The sequence below is a fragment of the Hoylesella timonensis S9-PR14 genome (assembly GCF_000762405.1).
In the GTDB taxonomy this organism is placed as follows: Bacteria; Bacteroidota; Bacteroidia; order Bacteroidales; family Bacteroidaceae; genus Prevotella; species Prevotella timonensis_A.
Genome location: NZ_JRPQ01000057.1, coordinates 1 through 17,735, shown reverse-complemented (window position 1 = coordinate 17,735; position 17,735 = coordinate 1). Strand labels below are relative to the sequence as shown.

The 17,735-nt window shown below is 44.8% G+C and carries 11 protein-coding genes; 5 read left to right on the top strand and 6 right to left on the bottom strand.

Going from position 1 to position 17,735, the window contains the following annotated elements:
• The first annotated feature begins 652 nt into the window (after positions 1–652).
• From mnmA to HMPREF9304_RS02625, 5 genes are all read left to right on the top strand, one after another.
• A complete protein-coding gene (mnmA, locus tag HMPREF9304_RS02645) occupies positions 653–1,729 on the top strand; it encodes a tRNA 2-thiouridine(34) synthase MnmA (RefSeq protein WP_197061630.1) in 1,077 nt (358 codons plus the stop codon).
• A 196-nt stretch (positions 1,730–1,925) separates the two neighbouring features.
• The gene (locus HMPREF9304_RS02640; RefSeq protein ID WP_036926246.1) at positions 1,926–2,366 is read left to right on the top strand and encodes a Fur family transcriptional regulator; all 441 of its coding nucleotides are present in this window, start codon (positions 1,926–1,928) and stop codon (positions 2,364–2,366) included.
• Between the two features lie 97 nt (positions 2,367–2,463).
• A complete protein-coding gene (locus tag HMPREF9304_RS02635) occupies positions 2,464–3,600 on the top strand; it encodes an efflux RND transporter periplasmic adaptor subunit (protein ID WP_036926244.1) in 1,137 nt (378 codons plus the stop codon).
• An 18-nt stretch (positions 3,601–3,618) separates the two neighbouring features.
• Positions 3,619–6,726, top strand: a complete 3,108-nt coding sequence (locus HMPREF9304_RS02630) for an efflux RND transporter permease subunit (protein ID WP_036926243.1) — start codon at positions 3,619–3,621, stop codon at positions 6,724–6,726.
• A gap of 7 nt (positions 6,727–6,733) precedes the next feature.
• Complete coding sequence (locus tag HMPREF9304_RS02625) at positions 6,734–7,909, top strand: TolC family protein (RefSeq protein WP_197061629.1); 1,176 nt, start codon at positions 6,734–6,736, stop codon at positions 7,907–7,909.
• Positions 7,910–8,063: 154 nt separating this feature from the next.
• Here HMPREF9304_RS02625 and HMPREF9304_RS02620 read toward each other — a convergent pair whose 3' ends face one another.
• From HMPREF9304_RS02620 to HMPREF9304_RS02595, 6 genes are all read right to left on the bottom strand, one after another.
• On the bottom strand, positions 8,064–11,270 hold the full coding sequence (locus tag HMPREF9304_RS02620; protein ID WP_036926241.1) for a S41 family peptidase: 3,207 nt from the start codon (positions 11,268–11,270) through the stop codon (positions 8,064–8,066).
• 48 nt (positions 11,271–11,318) lie between these two features.
• Complete coding sequence (locus HMPREF9304_RS02615) at positions 11,319–12,344, bottom strand: hypothetical protein (RefSeq protein ID WP_036926239.1); 1,026 nt, start codon at positions 12,342–12,344, stop codon at positions 11,319–11,321.
• A 6-nt stretch (positions 12,345–12,350) separates the two neighbouring features.
• Positions 12,351–13,184 (bottom strand): LicD family protein, encoded by an 834-nt coding sequence (locus HMPREF9304_RS02610; protein ID WP_036926238.1) that lies wholly within the window; start codon positions 13,182–13,184, stop codon positions 12,351–12,353.
• Positions 13,185–13,194: 10 nt separating this feature from the next.
• Positions 13,195–14,205, bottom strand: a complete 1,011-nt coding sequence (locus tag HMPREF9304_RS02605) for an NAD/NADP octopine/nopaline dehydrogenase family protein (protein ID WP_036926237.1) — start codon at positions 14,203–14,205, stop codon at positions 13,195–13,197.
• Entirely contained in the window at positions 14,206–16,032 is a 1,827-nt protein-coding gene (locus HMPREF9304_RS02600) for an aminotransferase class I/II-fold pyridoxal phosphate-dependent enzyme (protein WP_036926236.1), read from the bottom strand.
• 69 nt (positions 16,033–16,101) lie between these two features.
• Complete coding sequence (locus tag HMPREF9304_RS02595) at positions 16,102–17,553, bottom strand: lipopolysaccharide biosynthesis protein (RefSeq protein WP_036926235.1); 1,452 nt, start codon at positions 17,551–17,553, stop codon at positions 16,102–16,104.
• Between the last annotated feature and the right edge of the window lie 182 nt (positions 17,554–17,735).

Genomic DNA, 17,735 nt, shown 5'->3' with positions numbered 1-17,735 from the left:
TGTCCTATTATTTTACCAAAAAACGACCATCTAAAATCTTCAAAATAGAAAAAATGAATAGGCAAACACACTACAAAAATGGGCTGATTTTCACAAAATAGAGGGCTTTTTTAGTTCAAACATTGACTTAACGCCCTTGGAAACACTCTTTAAGGGTGTTATTTACATAACATAGAGGCATTAAAGCATGCAAATTGGAGGCTTATCTCAATGGGTTAGTCGCCAAAATGTGGTGAAAATAGGTAAGAAGAGTAGCGCCATAGATGTAACATACTCAATAACAACGGATTACAAACCTTGCTCAAAATTCGCATATTTGCGACCCACTTTGCCGTTGGATGTTTTCACGCGAGTTTTGAGAGGTACTTTGTAAAGAAAATTCAGCATTGATGAGCCTTCCATGAGGCATAACATCAATATGACTTACGTGGCTTCGTGGGTGCTTTTCGTTGTATAAATATGAGTCTTCACTGAAAGAGGTGTGCATGGAAGTCAAAAATAGTGATGTATAGACAGCATGCGATATTTTGAGTGAACACAGTAGTTCTCTCCTCGTAGACCATAAAATCGCCTTGTAATCATCGCATAACCTGAAATAAATCATTATCTTTGCACTATCAACCACAACATAGATGAAAGGGCTATTGCATTGATGAACATAGATGAAATAAAGAATAAGCGTATTGCGGTGTTGCTCTCTGGGGGCGTTGACAGTTCGGTGGTCGTGTACGAGTTGGTGCGTATGGGCATACAACCCGACTGCTTTTACATCAAAATTGGACCCGAAGAGCAAGAAGAATGGGATTGCACATCGGAAGAAGATTTAGAGATGGCGACTCATGTAGCAGCCAAATACGCTTGTAAGTTGCAGGTGGTAGACTGTCACAAAGAGTATTGGAATGAGGTGACTCGCTACACTATGGAGAAAGTGAAGGCAGGGTACACGCCCAATCCCGATGTGATGTGCAATCGACTTATCAAGTTCGGTGCCTTTCATGAAAAGATGGGGTATCAATACGACTTGATAGCGACGGGGCATTATGCTCAAACCGAGATAATAGAAGGTAGGAAGTGGCTTACTACAAGTCCTGACCCTGTGAAAGATCAAACAGATTTCTTGGCTCAAATCTATGATTGGCAGCTCAAGAAAGCCCTGTTCCCCATAGGGCATTATCAGAAGGGTGAGGTGCGTAAGATTGCTGAGCGTGAACACCTCATCAATGCCAAACGGAAGGATAGTCAGGGTATTTGTTTCTTAGGGCAAATCAATTACAACGAATATTTGCGTAGGTATGTCGGTGAAAATCGTGGAAAGGTCATTGAACTGGAAACGGGAAAACAGATAGGCGAGCATCGTGGATTGTGGTTCCACACCATTGGTCAGCGTCATGGGTTAGGCTTTGGAGGCGGTCCTTGGTTTGTGGTGAAGAAAGATGTCGCCAACAATGTATTATATATTAGTAAAGGCTATGACCCCCAAACCGCCTATCAAAAGGACTTCAAGATTCATGACTTCCATTTTTTGACAATGCCTGTAGACATGCATCATGTGACCTTTAAGATTCGACACACCCCTGAATTTCACTCAGGTATCATCGTACAAACAGCACCAGATAGTTATACTGTTCATGCAGAGACCGCAATACATGGTGTTGCACCAGGACAGTTCTGTGTGGTTTATGATGAGCAGCACCATTGTTGTATTGGTTCGGGAGAGATTACTGTATGATGACAATGGTTTCACAACAGGAATTTCCTCTCCCTGTGAGTAAAAATGTGAAACACAAATTTGTGCAGCAACACCAGAATGTTCTTTCTGAATAGGAGTGATTCTTTGCAGCCCCGCTATTGTAAACGAGCTATTCGTCGCGCTTTGAGCAACATGTAATACATGGTTTTTTATCTTTTCTAAATATTTTTCAGCTATGAAAGCAGACATCGATCTTATTATTCACATTCTAAATAAAGCGGGCGTCAAGCCTACTTCCAATCGCATATTGGTGTTGCGCACCATCATCGAAATGAATCGACCTGTGAGTCTCTCCGACTTAGAGAACAACCTGTTGACCTTAGAGAAATCAAGTATCTTTCGTGTATTGCGACTCTTTTTAAGAAAAGGAGTCATTCACTCCATAGAAGATGGTAAGGGATTGGCACGGTATGAAATCTGCACTACCGATAACACACATGTAGATGACGACATGCACGTCCACTTTTATTGTGAAGAATGTCAAGAAGTTTTTTGTTTTAAGGCACTACATGCACCAATTCTTGAGTTGCCCGAAGGTTTTCAGGTTCATGCTGTCAATTACATGTTAAAGGGCTTATGTCCCGACTGTCAAGCGAAGAAAGACTCCCACAGATAACAAAACATTTGAATTTCCGCCTTTTCGAACCCGATGAGGGTTTGACACCAAGTTGCATCCCTATATGGTTAACTTTGCATACAAAACAATTAAATGTATGTACAGACCATTCTTTTATAAGATTATTTTAGGGGGGATGTTTCTTTCAGCTTGTCAAAACAATCCCCAACAGCATTCAAATTTACAAACGGAGAAAGCAGAGGAGGCGTCTCATGAGGCAGCTAACTTGATTGAGTTAGACCAGAAGAAAGCGCAAGCTGCTGGAGTTGTGGTACGAGAGATAAAGCCAGCTGCCTTTCATGGTGTACTGAAAGTGAGTGGTAAGGTGTTGCCAGCTTCTGGTTCTGAAAAGACTGTAGTGGCTACGGTGGCAGGTATTGTGTCAATGCTGCACCCTCTGACCGAGGGAATGTCGGTGGGTAAAGGCACGAGTGTGTTCCGCATTTCCTCTAATCAACTCCCTGAAGGAGATGTTGCACAACGGGCTCGAATTGCTTATGAAACGGCTTTAGCAGATTATAAGCGAAAGAAAGACTTGGTAGCTGACAAAATTGTGACGCAGAAAGAATATTTAGATGCCAAAGCCAACATGGAACGAGCCGCACTCGCTTATAAGGCTTTGGGAAAAAGTAATTCGAGTGGAATAGCTGTGGTTGCACAGATGTCAGGGTTTATCAAAGAGTGCTTGGTAAAACAAGGCGACTATGTGGAAGTAGGGCAGCCACTCATGACGATTTCTCAAAACAAGCATCTTTATTTGCGAGCAGAAGTGCCAGAAAGTAGTTATGGTATGTTGAGCCAAATTACATCTGCCAACTTCAAGACCTCTTATAGTCAACAGGTGTATCAGCTTTCCTCAATGGGTGGGAAACTATTGACTTATGGAAAGGGCTCCAGCATAGAGTCGGCTTTCATACCTGTCACGTTCGAATTTGATAATCGCAATGGGGTTATTCCTGGTGCGTTTGCCGAGATTTATTTGTTGACAACGCAACGCCCCAATGTGCTGAGTGTTCCTATATCTGCCATTACAGAAGAGCAAGGAGTCTATTTTATTTATATCCAAGAAGAAGCGGCTCACTATCGAAAGCAGGAAGTGAAGTTAGGTGAGTCGGATGGTACACGAGTAGAAATCCTATCGGGATTAAAGAGTGGAGAGAAGGTAGTGATACAAGGAGCAATTCATGTAAAGCTCGCCGCATCAACAATGGAGATACCAGGTCATTCGCATTAGTAGGGGGAGAGGAACGTTATGTTAGATAAAATTATTAAATTTTCATTACACAATCGTCTTCTGATTTTGGTATGTGCGGTGGTACTCGTCTTCATGGGCTTGTACAGCGTCCATCGAACAGAAGTGGACGTATTTCCTGACCTCAATGCACCCACTGTGGTGGTAATGACGGAGGCAGAGGGAATGGCAGCAGAGGAAGTGGAACAGTTGGTTACTTTTCCCATTGAGACTTCCGTGAATGGCGCCACAGGTGTGCGCAGGGTACGCTCTTCATCAACAACAGGATTTTCGGTTGTATGGGTTGAGTTTGATTGGGGGACAGACATTTATCGTGCACGCCAAATTGTTTCGGAAAAGCTCTTAACCGTTTCAGAATCATTACCCAGCACAGTACGTCGACCCACCTTGGGGCCGCAATCGTCTATCTTGGGCGAGGTGATGATAGTAAGCCTGACATCGGATAGCACTTCCATGTTAGATCTCCGTACTTTAGCCGACTGGACGATTCGTCCACGACTGCTCTCTATTGGTGGTGTTGCACAAGTTGCAGTCATTGGAGGTGATCAGAAAGAATACCAAATACAGGTGAATCCCCGCAAGATGAATCACTATGGCGTGAATTTGGCAGATGTGATGGCAGCCACTCGAGGCATGAATAAGAATACGAATGGCGGTGTACTTTACGAATTTGGGAATGAGTATGTAATTCGAGGAATGATGCCGACTCCTGCTCTTGAGCGTATCGGCAAGACTGTGGTGAAGAAAACAGGCGATTATCCCGTGACTTTGTCTGATGTTGCAGAGATAAAAATTGGTTCGGAAAGTCCCAAATTAGGTGTTGCTTCCGAAAAGGGGAAGCCTGCAGTGTTGCTCACCGTTACCAAACAACCTAATACAGGAACCATAGAGTTGACGGAAGTCTTGGATAAGGCTATTGAAGATTTGCAGAAAGACTTACCAGCGAATGTCCATGTATCTACAGATGTGTTTAGACAGTCGCGCTTTATCCAAAGCTCTATTGACAACGTAAAGGATTCACTCCTTGAAGGTGCGCTTTTTGTGGTGATTGTACTGTTCTTGTTTTTAGCCAATGTACGTACCACCATCATTTCTTTGGTTACCATTCCGTTGTCACTCTTGGTCTCCTTGTTAGTGTTACACCAGTTAGGAGAGAGTGTCAATACCATGAGTTTAGGTGGTATGGCTATTGCCATAGGGTCGTTGGTGGACGATGCTATTGTCGATGTTGAAAATGTTTGGCGCAAGTTGCGAGAGAATCATCTCTTGCCCAAAGCCGAGCGGTTGGGTATCCTGAATGTTGTTTACCATGCTTCCAGAGAGGTACGCTTGCCCATCTTGAACTCTACACTGATTATCGTTGCCAGTTTTGTGCCTTTGTTCTTTCTTAGCGGTATGGAAGGAAGAATGTTAATACCCTTAGGCATCGCCTTTATTGTGGCATTGTTTGCATCGACCGTTGTGGCGCTTACCCTCACTCCCGTGCTGTGCAGTTATTTACTTAATGTACACATGAATCAAAACAATGTGAAATGGAAAGAGCCGAAAGTTGTAGATTGGTTGAAGCGACATTACGCAACAGGATTGTCTTGGGTACTCTACCATAAACGGGTAGTGCTATGGAGTGCCTGCGGTGTGCTATTGGCAACCTTGTGTATTTTCTTTACCTTAGGACACAGTTTTTTACCACCTTTCAACGAAGGGTCGTTTACCATCAATGTGAGTTCCATGCCAGGCATATCCTTAGAGGAATCCAATAAGATTGGTCAGCAGGCAGAAAAGATTTTACTTTCTATTCCAGAGATAAAGACGGTAGCACGTAAAACGGGACGTGCAGAGTTGGATGAGCATGCCTTGGGCGTGAATATGTCGGAGATAGAAGCACCCTTTGAGTTGACAAATCGTTCACCTCAGGCGCTCTTAAATGATGTAAGAGAAAAGCTGTCTACCATAGTGGGGGCTAACATTGAGATAGGGCAACCTATTACTCACCGTATTGATGCGATGCTCAGTGGTACAAAAGCGAGCATTGCCATAAAATTGTTTGGTGAAGACCTCAATAAGATGTATATGCTTGGTGGTCAAATAAAATCTGCCATTGAAGATGTAGATGGCATAGAAGATCTTAATTTAGAGCAGCAAGTGGAGCGCCCTGAGTTGAAAATAGTGCCACGACCTGAAATGTTGGCACGCTATGGAATCACAGAACCCGAGTTCAATGATTATATTGCGGTGTTCTTAAAAGGCGAGCAGGTGTCACAAGTGTACGAAGGAAACAAAAGTTTTAACCTCATCGTACGCTCGGATGAAGAGAGCCGACGTACGATGGCGGACATACGAAACCTAATGGTGGATACCTCTAACGGCAATAAGATTCCATTGAGTAATATTGCAGATATTATCTCTTCCACAGGTCCCAATACCATTCATCGTGAAAATGTGGCTCGTAAAATAGTGATTTCAGCCAATGCCAATGGACGAGATTTGGGAAGTGTTGTGAACGATATTCAAAAAGAAATCAACGCAAAAGTGAATCTTCCTGAAGGGTATCATATTGAATATGGTGGACAGTTTGAAAGCGAGAAATCTGCCAGTAAGACCTTATTGCTCACCTCTTTGCTGAGCATTGTCGTCATCTTTTTGCTTTTGTATATGCAGTTTAGAAATGCGGTAGAAAGTGGTGTCATTCTTCTGAACTTGCCTTTTGCACTCATTGGAGGCGTGTTGGTTCTTTGGATGACATCTGGCGAAGTGAGTATTCCTGCCATTATCGGGTTTATTTCTTTATTTGGAATTGCCACACGAAATGGGATGTTGCTCATTACTCGCTACAACTCGTTAAGAGAAGATGAGGGACTGTCGGTACGAGAGAGCGTGTTAAAAGGTTCTTCCGACCGTCTTAATCCCATCTTGATGACTGCCCTAACCTCAGCGTTGGCGCTCGTTCCACTTGTTTTTCGTGGTGATTTGCCCGGCAATGAGATTCAAAGTCCTATGGCAACTGTCATCTTGGGCGGACTCTTAAGTTCTACTTTCTTAAATGCCTTTATTATACCGATTGTTTATGAGTGGATTTGTCGGAAAGAAATAAGTAATGAATTTATATAAAATGGTCATGATAAAAAGAACAACTATTTTGTGGGCAATCCTACCTTGCGTTTTGTATAGCCAAGCGCAAGGTATTGACGATGTGCTTAAAAGCATTGAAAAGAACAATATAGAATTGCAGGCAGCACAAAAAGATGTAGCGAGCGAGGTCGAAGAAATAAAACAAAGCAATACCGTTGAAGGCCTTTCAGTGGAGTATAGTCCATTTATGAGGAGTGGCATTCCTGGCATTTCCAGTTCCGAACTCATCGTTTCGCAAGAGTTTGACTTCCCTACATTGTATGGTGCCAGACGATTATTGGCAAAGAAACAGCACAGGGTATTGAACTTGGAGTATCAGACAAAGCGAAGAGACCTGCTACTCGAGGCAAAAATCAAATGTTTGGATTGGATTCAGTTGAATCAATTGAAGAACGTTTTGGCTGACCGCTTAGAGAAAGCCCAGCGGCTTTCGGAATTGTATCAAAAACGGTTTGAACATGGAGAGGCTACTATCCTTGAACTGAACAAACTAAAAATGGAACAAATGTCTCTACATGCTGACATTGCAAAGAATGAGGCAGCCCGACAGCGAGTATACCAAGAGTTACTGATACTTAATGGAAATCAACCCCTTCTCTTAGAACATTTGGCTTATCCTTTGGTCACGACCAAGTTTAATGCGGATTCGTTACGCACTCACTTATTGCAAACAGATGCGGAAGTTCTCGCTGCTAAAGGTTATGGGGAAGCGGCTCAACAGCAACTGAATGTCAATAAAAATAGTTGGTTGCCACGTCTTACCATTGGATATCGACGCAATACAGAGGGGGATTTTATTAGTAATGGAGTGCAAATAGGATTTGCTTTGCCGCTTTACACAAACCAACACAAAAAGAAAGCAGCGCAGGCTGCTTTAGAAGGAGCGTTGCTAAGAAAAGCAAATGTGCAAATGAAAGTAACTAATGAATGGAGGGCACGCCAGAACGAACTCGAACAATTGCGCACTTCTTTGAGTACCTATGATTTGATTTTCTTACGTCAATCGCTACAAACTCTTCGAAAGATTGTTGAAATTGGTGAGATGTCCTTATTGGATTATTATACGGAGGTTGATAAAATCTATGAGAAATGGCAAGATTATATAAATATAGAGCATCAGTTCCAACTGGTTTATGCCGAATTAACCAAGAATAGTTTGTAGATTTCCAAATGAGGTTTGGGCATGGTGTCCATGCTTCTTTAGGATATCTCATGATAAAACCTATCTGAAAGTGTCAGGCTTTGGACAGCTTCAGATAGGTTTTCGTTTGTATTACTTCATTGTCTAAATTATTTAGGCAATGTTGGTTGCAACATTATTTCTTTAACATCTCCTCAACAGCCCGTTTCAACTGTTGGTCGTTGCCATTGATATAATCCTCTGGAGTGTTGTACACTTCAATGTCAGGATTGAGTTGTGTGTTCTCTCCAAAGTTGCCTCGCATGTCTCGGCAACCTACTTGTGGGATTCCAAAGACCATGGTATTGTCGATGAGTGTTTCCCACCAAACGGCGGTCATAGTACCCGCAACTGGCGTACCAATCAGTTTTCCAATGCCCAACTCCTTGTACACAAACGGGAATCCATGTCCGTTGCTGTAGTCGTCTTCGCACACCATGACGCACGAAGGCTTGGTCCACTTGTTCCAAGGGTCTTTGCCAATGAACTGCCCACGTGGGACAAAACTCTGATATTGCTTGCCTGAGAGCAGCGTACACAAGTCATCGTGCAGCCAGCCGCCACCATTGTGTCGCTCGTCTACAATCACTGCCTCGCGATTTCTGTTCTTATCGCTCAGCAATTCATGGAATACAGTGCGGAAACTCTCACTATCCATGGCTTTCACGTGTACGTATGCCAACCGTCCATGCGACAGACTATCTACCAATTGGCGATTCCTGTCCACCCATCGTCTGTACAGCAATTCGTCTTGGTAGCCCTTGCTAATGGCTTTAACCGTTACATCAAAACGCTTTTTAGTGGCAGGATTGTACACCGATACCCTGACATTGCGACCCGACTTTCCGTCCAACATATAGTAGTAGTCTTTGTCTTTCAATATCGGTTCACCGTCTATCTTCTCAATGATGCAGCCTTTTGTAACCCCTGTTTTCTTCACCGAGAAAGGTCCACGATTGATAACTTCCTCGACTTTCAGTCCATCTCCATCGTACGTCTGGTCGTAGAACAAACCCAAGGTGGCTGTGCTAAGGTTGGCACCACCGCCAAAATAACGCGCACCTGTGTGTGATGCGTTCAGTTCGCCCAACATCTCGCTCAGCATGTCGCTGAAGTCGTAGTTGTTATTGATATAAGGTAAGAACCGTGCATAACTCTTTTTGTAGCCTTCCCAATCGACACCGTGCAGGTCGACCTTATAAAATTTATCCTTCACCTGCTGCCAGATGTGGTTGAACATGTACTCCCTTTCTTGATAAGGCTTATAGTTGAAACGTGCTTCAAAATCGACATTTTTCGACGAGTTGCTGCCTATATCTATCTTCTTGATACCCCCTCCAGAGCACAGGTACAGATTCTTGAAGTCTTTGTCTGCCAGCATACCGCCGCCTCCAACACATTTCAACACAATTTTTGTACTCTTATCTTGTAGATCATGTTTCCATAAGTCGTAACCACCTTCGAAGGCAGCCTGATAATAGAGTGCGTTTCCGTCGTTGCTTAGCACAGCATCGCCCAATCGGCATGAGTTGACAGTGAGCCTAAGCACGCGGTCGCGACAGTTGTCCAAGTCCAATTTGATAGGCTCTTCCTTCTTTTCTTTCTTCTTCACCGTCACGTCTACCGTCTTTGGCTCTTCGGCTTTCTTCTTTTCTTTCTCTGCTTCATCGAGGAGACTCTTTTCCTCTTTCGTCATCTTGAACTTCTCATATTCGTCCAAGTCGAAGAACATGATGTACACATCGTCCTCGGTTCCCCAACTTCCATGACTGCGATAGCCTGCTCGGTCGCTTTGGAAGATGATGGCTTTTCCGCCTAATACCCATTTTCCATTACCAGCATTGTAGCCACTTTGTGTAAGGTTGTAAATGGGCTTTTTACCTTCTGCGTCAATCAAGGCGATGTCTTGGTTGTTCCATCCTCCTGTTCCGATATAATTGGAGATGAGCCATTTGCTGTCTGGACTCCATTCAAACCAAATGTCTCCGTCGCTATAAGAGTAAACATATTTGCCGTCCATCACGGTTCTTACTTTCTTGCTCTTCACATCAAGCACCTTGAGCGTACCCCTGTTCTCAAAGAAAGCAATGCTTTTCCCATCGGGACTGTATTGCGGTTGGAAAGAGGTATAAGCCGAATGGATAAGACGTTCCTCCTGTAAGTCGGTGGCATATGCGAACTGTTTCTCCGCTTTATTTTTCATAGTCGTTTGGTAAATCTGCCACAACCCTTCTCGTTCTGATGCGTAGACAATAGCGAGACCATCGGGAGAGAATTCAATCGAACGCTCTTGTTCGGGCGTATCGGTGATTTGTTTAGTAGTTTTGTATTCGATGTTGGTCACATACACGTCACCGTGTAGCACGAATCCTATTTCCTTTCCGTTGGGGGAAAGAGCAATCTCTGTCGCTCCCCACGAGTTGATTTGGCGTTTTAGGTCGATGTCATTACGGTCGGCAGTAATGCTCACGTTTACTTTTTGTGGTGCAGCCGACCCCATTTGGGTGTATATCTCACCGTCGTAACTGTAACAAATTCGCCCATTTTGTGCCACCGAAAGATAGCGCACGGGGTGTTTGGTGTGGTGAGTAATTTGTGTCTTGTCAGCGCTTTTCATCCCTCGCTTGTACACATTGAAGGTTCCGTCTTCCTCACTTAAGTAGTAAAAAGAGATGCCATCGGGTGCCCAGCGTGGTGTACGATCCTCACCATTGAAAGTAGTAAGTTTGCTAAAGTTGCCATTTTGGTTGAGCCATATGTCTCTTGTGATGGGCGATTGGTGATGTTTACGAAATGGGTCTTCGTATCCTTTCTTGTCATGATATAATATCTCGCCCTTTTGGTTGATGCTCAAATCCTCCATGTTCACAACAGAGAAGAGTTTTGGGCGGTCGCCTTTCAAGTTTACCTCGTACACCTGTGGGAACTGACTGCTGGCAAAAAAGATAGATTTTGCTGTTGGCATGATAGTTGCACTGAACAGGATGTGTTCGTTGTCACGCCATGCAATGGGAGTTTCGTTGGTGCTTCGGGTCGTCAATCGCTTGGGTTCGCCGCCGAATTTGTTCATTACATAGATGTCCAAGCTACCTTCACGGCTTGATGCGAAAGCAATCTTCTTGCCGTCAGGACTCCAAATGGGGTAGGAATCGTATGCTGCATTCGAGGTAAGCTGTCGTGCCTGACCGCCCGAAGCGGGTACGGTGAACACGTCGCCCTTGTACGAAAACGCAATAGTTTGCCCATCGGGAGAGATCGAAGTGTGTCTCATCCACAATGGATTGGATTGGGCTGCCACAGATAGAGATAGTGTGAGGGCAGCAAAAATGAGTGTTTTTTTCATAAATGTAGGTTTTTTATTATTTAAGATGTTTGTTCTTTTAAGCTATTGTTAGTCCCATTTGGATTTGCCACATAGTTTTCGCATGCGGTTGACCATCGCCTCTTTGATGCGTTTGAAGTTGCCTTTACGCAAGTTGATGAACAGCTCTTCTACCGATCGTCCTATCTTAAGCCAAGGATGTCCCCAGCCCATGATGCGGAACATGCGGTGCTTATAGCCCACATTCTCAATGATGTATCGTGGGTGTTTCAGTGGAAACGCCAGTTCGTGGCGTTGCATGGTGAAGATACCTCGAATGGCTTTGGGCAAGTCGTCATTGCTCCCACTGAGGTGAACTCCGTCTTCGGTAGCTCCAGCGTTGCTAATCATGTTCACTCGGGGAACGATGCAGAGTTGTGAATGGAAGAAGATGGCTGCATGAAAAATCGTTTCGTAATAAGCTTTCCCCACCGAACGGTGATACTCGCAAAACTCAATAAAGTCGCTTTGGTATTTCCTTTCTTTAATGAGGGCTTCCAACTGCTGCCGATTGTACTTGTCGTCAAGGAACGAATAAGTAGCGTCCCATTTGTCAACTACCCGTTTCCACGATGCCCAACCACTGATGCTAAAGGTGGTGGTGAAGAAATAATCATCGGGAATCCCCAGTGTTTCTTCATCGTAATTCATGCCTGCAATCATGCCGATGCGCTCATCATGTGCATATCTGTTAAGCAATTCTTTGCAAAAAGGGAAGAACGAGAGGGCAGGCACGTTGTCATCTTCCAAGACAATGCACTTGTCTTCATGGCTGAATGCCCACTTTTGGGAGAGATATTCGGAAGGGTCGCAGCCTCTGTTCACCTCTTGGTAGTTGCGATGTACCTCACATTCCCAGTCAATCTGTTCATCGTCGAGCAGCTTTCGGCACGCTTCCATGCGTGGCAAGTCGCTGTCGTTGCGTGGTCCATCCTGATACAGATACAACTTGCTGGGGCGAGCCAGTTTGATTTGTTCAAACAGGTTGCCCAGTTCCTTGGGACGGTTAAAGAAGAGTATCAGTACCGCCACGTCTGTTTTTGCAGGCTGTTTCATGTCCTATCAATGTTTATTGGTTTCGTTATTGTATATTTCAATGCTGCCTGTATGAGGCTTCAGTTGGCTTAAATCGGGCAGCTTCATATAGTCGCCATAAAGGTATCGCAACATTCGGTCGCTGTCATGGGGAGCCATGAACGAACAATTTTCAAACATAATGGTTGTCAATGGGAATATATCCTCTTCATATCGGGGATTGTGAAACGGAATCCCAAGTCCGCTGGTGATGGTCTTTGCGCCCGTGATGCGATTCACCAAGCGCAATAATGGGTAGATAAATCTTACATTCCACGCATACAGTCGTTTCACTTTTTTCATGCACTCCTCGTCGCTCCCCTTGTAGGTACGCATGAGTTTGTAGGCATGACCGAAGGAAAGTTCCGAGAGTTTGTGTGTCCACATGTGTTGTTTCTCCAAAGGGAAGATGTCTATATAGATGCCACGATGCTTAAAAAAGCGGTCGTAGTTGGGCTTCTCTTCGATATAGGAACAACGGTCGCGCACCTTTGCGTAATGGTAACAGTAATTTGGGTCGGTACTATGGGCTTGCAATGCCAAATCTTCGGGCAGTTCGTGAGGTAGAATTTCCAAAAGCCGCTCGTAGTCTGAGCGCATCATCTCAATGTCCAAGTCATCATCCCAGGGGATGAAGCCGCCATGCCGAACGGCACCTATCAATGTTCCACTGCTGAGCCAATACCGAATGTTGTGGCGTTGGCATATCTTATCAACCTCAACAAGGATGTGCAGCATGCGCATTTGTTGGCGGCGCAGCAACGAACCGTCAGGATCGAAGCGTTGGCGCAGTTCCTCGTGTGGTATGAGTGATGTGTTCATGACTGTTGCTTTATTTTGACAATTGACGTATCCCCCATTCATAAACCTTGTCGATATGAGGAACCTCTACACCGTGTTGATGTGCCAATCGGTGGATGATAGCCAGCCCATAGGGGAAGTCTTCTGTGAAATACCTACTGGAAAAGTCGGGTTGATAACCCCCTTCAACGGCTTTCATGGGCGCAGGTATGCCTTGAAAGGCAGTAATGGACGACAGTTTTTTGCTTAAACTATGTGCATCCGTACTCTCGTAATAGTCGAGGACAGTGGGTATTGCGCCCTGCTTTACCTTTAACTTGCTCAATAGAGTTTGAAGTTCTTCGTCCATTTGGATGTATAACAGTGCGGCTTCATCGGTCCAATCGGTGTAGAAAAGCGGCACCTCTTTATATACAATCTCTTTGTGCCAAGTGTGCCATAGCTCGTACAGACGAGCGGTGTGCAACAGCGGATTGCTATTTGTCAAACTCGCTTCGTAATAGTTATCTAACAGACTGATGGGGGTATGCAACATTTCTTGCAATGTTTCCCTTAATGTTTCGGTAGCCTCACCACCTCGTTCAATTGCTAAATTGAGTTGAGGTTTATAGCCCAACAGCGATGCTCGATGTCCATATTGAGTGGTTCGGGCAATGAAAGGTACACGCTGAAAACCAAAGAGAGGAGTGGTTTCTGGCAAGATGTCCAACGCTTCAAAAAAGAAGCCCGTACTCGACACGATGCTTCCCACAGGTACGTGGGGCAACAGGTACGTACTTATTTGCTCCAGTGTGTCGTGCAGTGCATATCCTGGGAGACACAGCAAAACCAACTCTGCCGAAGGTATTACTTCTTTGGCATGCGTACTGATGTGGCATAACTCCCCCTTTAACACCTCTCCATTGGGGGTGTCAATGAGCAAATGATGCGTCCATCGTTCGGGATGTCGTGTCAACAAACTCACCTCATGAGTGGGTTGTGCAGCCAAAAAACCAGCCACCACATGCCCTAAGTTACCTCCTCCGCAAATACATATTTTCATTTATATGGTTTCGTTTTGTAGGTTGAGCAATGCTGTGATTAGTTGGTCGTTGTCCGCTTGGTTACGGATAGAGATGCGAATATAGTTCAATCCTTTGAGCGATGTCTTGCTGTTGCAATCTTTTATCATGATGTCAAAGCGTGCCAACAGTTGTTTGGTCAGCTCGGCTGCAGTATAAGGCGGTTTTACCTCACAACAAAAGTAGTTGGCTTGGGTTGGCAGAACACGCAAAAAGTGTATCTCCTTCAATCGTAAGGCAAAGCGATTGCGCTCGTCAATAAATTGCTGACATGCCTTTTCGTATTGCGCTTGGTATTTATTGTATATCTGCATGAAGAACTCGGCAAACGAGTTGATGTTCCATATTGACACGTCTTGCTTGATGCGAGCAATGGTTTCTCGTTGCGAGGTAGCCAAAATGCCCAACCGAAGTCCAGGGACGCCATACGATTTTGAAATACTTTTCATGACCAACAGGTTGGGATATGCTTCCAATGTCTCATCACAGAGGAGTGAGTTGTGTAAAAAGTCATCACTAAAGTCTACAAACGACTCGTCAACCACCAACTGTATATTTCGCTCCTTGCACCATGCTGCCAGTCTCACAACGTCGGCTTTGGGTATGAAGTTGCCCGAGGGATTGTCCGGATTGATGAGCAACAGCATGTCTATGGACTTGTCTTTGTAGAAATTCATCAAGTCGTTGGCAGTATATCGCAGCGTGTCCAAGGGCGGAACAAACGCCACCATCTGCTCTTTTCGCAGTCGATGCGGATATTCCTCGAACGTGGGGAACACCATGCCCACATGACCTTTAACGTTCTCCATGAGGCTCTTGATGAGTTCTGCTGCACCGTTGCCCACCACCATGTATTCTTGTTTGATGCCAAAACACTTGCCTGCCAACAACGAGTTAACATACATACCCGACGGATATTCAGTCAACAGAGTGTCAAAGTTGGCTTTCATCTCGGCTTTCATCTGTTCACAAGGAAAGTAGGGGTTTACCAAATAGCAGTAGTCCAGCATCTTTGGAAAACGCCAATGCCCACCATAGCGATAGTTATACCGCTTGAGCATCTCGTCGTCTTTAGCGAAAATGGTTTCTGCAATGTCCAAATCTTGCACATCGTCTATCTCGTACCACTTCTCATTACCAATGTCAAGTGCTTTGAGGTTGGTTTTGTCCAAGAGCGTAATCACTCGCAACACCTGTTCGTAATATTCGTTATTTCCCAAAGCTTTACAATAAGCATCGAGAAAAGGAACGTACTGTGTTTGCGAAAACGCTTTGCTAAACTTGTAAATGTTCACCGTTTTATAATACGAGTCAACCTCCTGATAGTTGAAAGCCTTTTTGGGAACAAAGTTTACGATGTTGCCATCACCGTCAATGCGCACCATGGTGCCGTCCATCCATGTCTCATATTTGGCAACGAGGGCAATGTTGGGACGCTCGTCGGCAAGAATCATGGCGAAAAGTCGGTCAGAGAAGATGAGATCCGACTCTATCAAGAGCGTGTCGTCTTCTTGCATCTGCTCCTTTACCAACGACAATGAATAAATATTATTGGTGCGGTCGTAAATAGGATTTTCTACATATTCTATCTTTAGAGCGTCTGCATATCGCTCTCCGATGTGGTGGATGAGTTCTTTACCCTTATAGCCCACCACCATCAATACACGCTTTAGATGCAATGCGGAGAGTTGCGTGAGCACGCGGTCAATGAGTCTTACCCCATTAACGGGTACCATACATTTGGTGTTTTCCTTGGTGTAGCTTCCTAAGCGGCGCCCCATTCCTGCGGCTAATATAATGGCTTGCATGTGTTAAATTTCTGCTTTGATTTTCAATAATGAGCAAATATACATAAAAATATGGATTTAGGGATGTCCTTAGCGCTTTTTCTTCCATTTAGAAAGAATGGCTGCTTGGCATTCGCAGAGTATCTCTGCTTTGGCAACGCGCATGATGATGTAATACAAAGCAGCTGCCATTACCACCCTGACGACTAATAATGGGAGCAGATGAGTGATGCTCAGCGTGGCGTAGTAGGTCACAACCATGACCACTGATGCACTGACTGCAAAGGGCAACACATCCTTAAAAAACTGCGGAAGCGTGTATCCCGTGGACTTTCTCACGAAGTAGAACCACACAAAAAGCCAACTCACGTTGAGGCATACATAGGCAATAACCATGTTGCGGATGCCGTATGGCCACAGCAATAGCATGAGGACGATTTGTAATACGCCCAAGGCAACGGTGCAACCAAGGTAAACATTGGCTTTCCCTTTGCTGATGATGAGGTTCGACATTAATGTGATGAGGGGAAAAATAGCCCCACTCACGCACAAAAGCCGAAGGAGTTGGGCACTGGGAAGCCATTTCTCGGTAATGGTAAGCACGATGAATTCGCGCGATACCAGTCCCAGTCCCAACAAGAGGGGGAAACTGAGAAATGCCGAAAAGCGCATCATCTTGCGAAAAGCGTGCAGCTGTCGGTCAGCCTCGTTCTTCAGTTCAACGAGTACAGGTTGTGCTACTTGGTTCACTATGCTCTGCACCAACTGAAATCCCTTGCTGTCCCATTGGTAGGCTTGGTTGTATTGTCCCACGTCGTGTTTGGTGTATAACCTGCCCAACAGAATGTTCAGCACGTTGTTGTTGACTTGGGTAATGAGCGTGGTGAGTAGGATTTTGAATGAGAACTTGAACATTCGTCTCACGGGAGCAAACGAAATATGATGTACGGAGGGTCGCCAAGGCGAATAATGCCAGTAGAGTAGGGTACACAGCAGGATATACACCAAACTTTGAGTGGCTAATGACCAATAACGAAAACCGCCCCACGCCATTAGTACTCCCGTGATGCTCGACAGCAATACGGCAACGATGTTGGCTTTGGCTTGTTGCTTGGCGTGTAAGTTCTTGAACAGCCATGCCGATTGGGCGGTACCGAACGAGGCGAAGAGGATGCCTAAAAAACTGTACCGGCATAGGGATGTCAGGGCTGGCGTGTCGTAGAAAGAGGCTATCAGGGGAGCGGATAGGAACAAAAGGATGTACAAGGTGCCGCCAACCAAGATGTTGAACCAAAACACAGCGTTGTAGTCATCGTGGGTAGGGGATTTCATATTGGTAATAGCAACCGTGAACCCACTGTTTTGAAGGGCAATGGCAACCAACTGAAAAATGGCTATCATCGCCATCATGCCATAGTCTTCGTCGGACAGGATACGACCCAGCATGATGCCAAACACCACACCTACCAATTGCAGGGTGATGTTGCTCATCGCCCCCCAAAATATACCTTTTGCCGTTTTCTCTTTGAGTGTCTCTGTCATCCGCAGGGAATTTGGTTACAAAAGTACTTGTTTTTAGGCAGAAGTACAAGTTTTTTCCTTTTAGGCTGGTTCTATAAATTAGCTTTGTTAGATTTTGAGCTTATTTTTGAGGTCAAAATGCAAGAGAGTGAAGGAGTGTAGCGAGCTACACGACTGAACGAACTTACATTTTGAACCAAAAA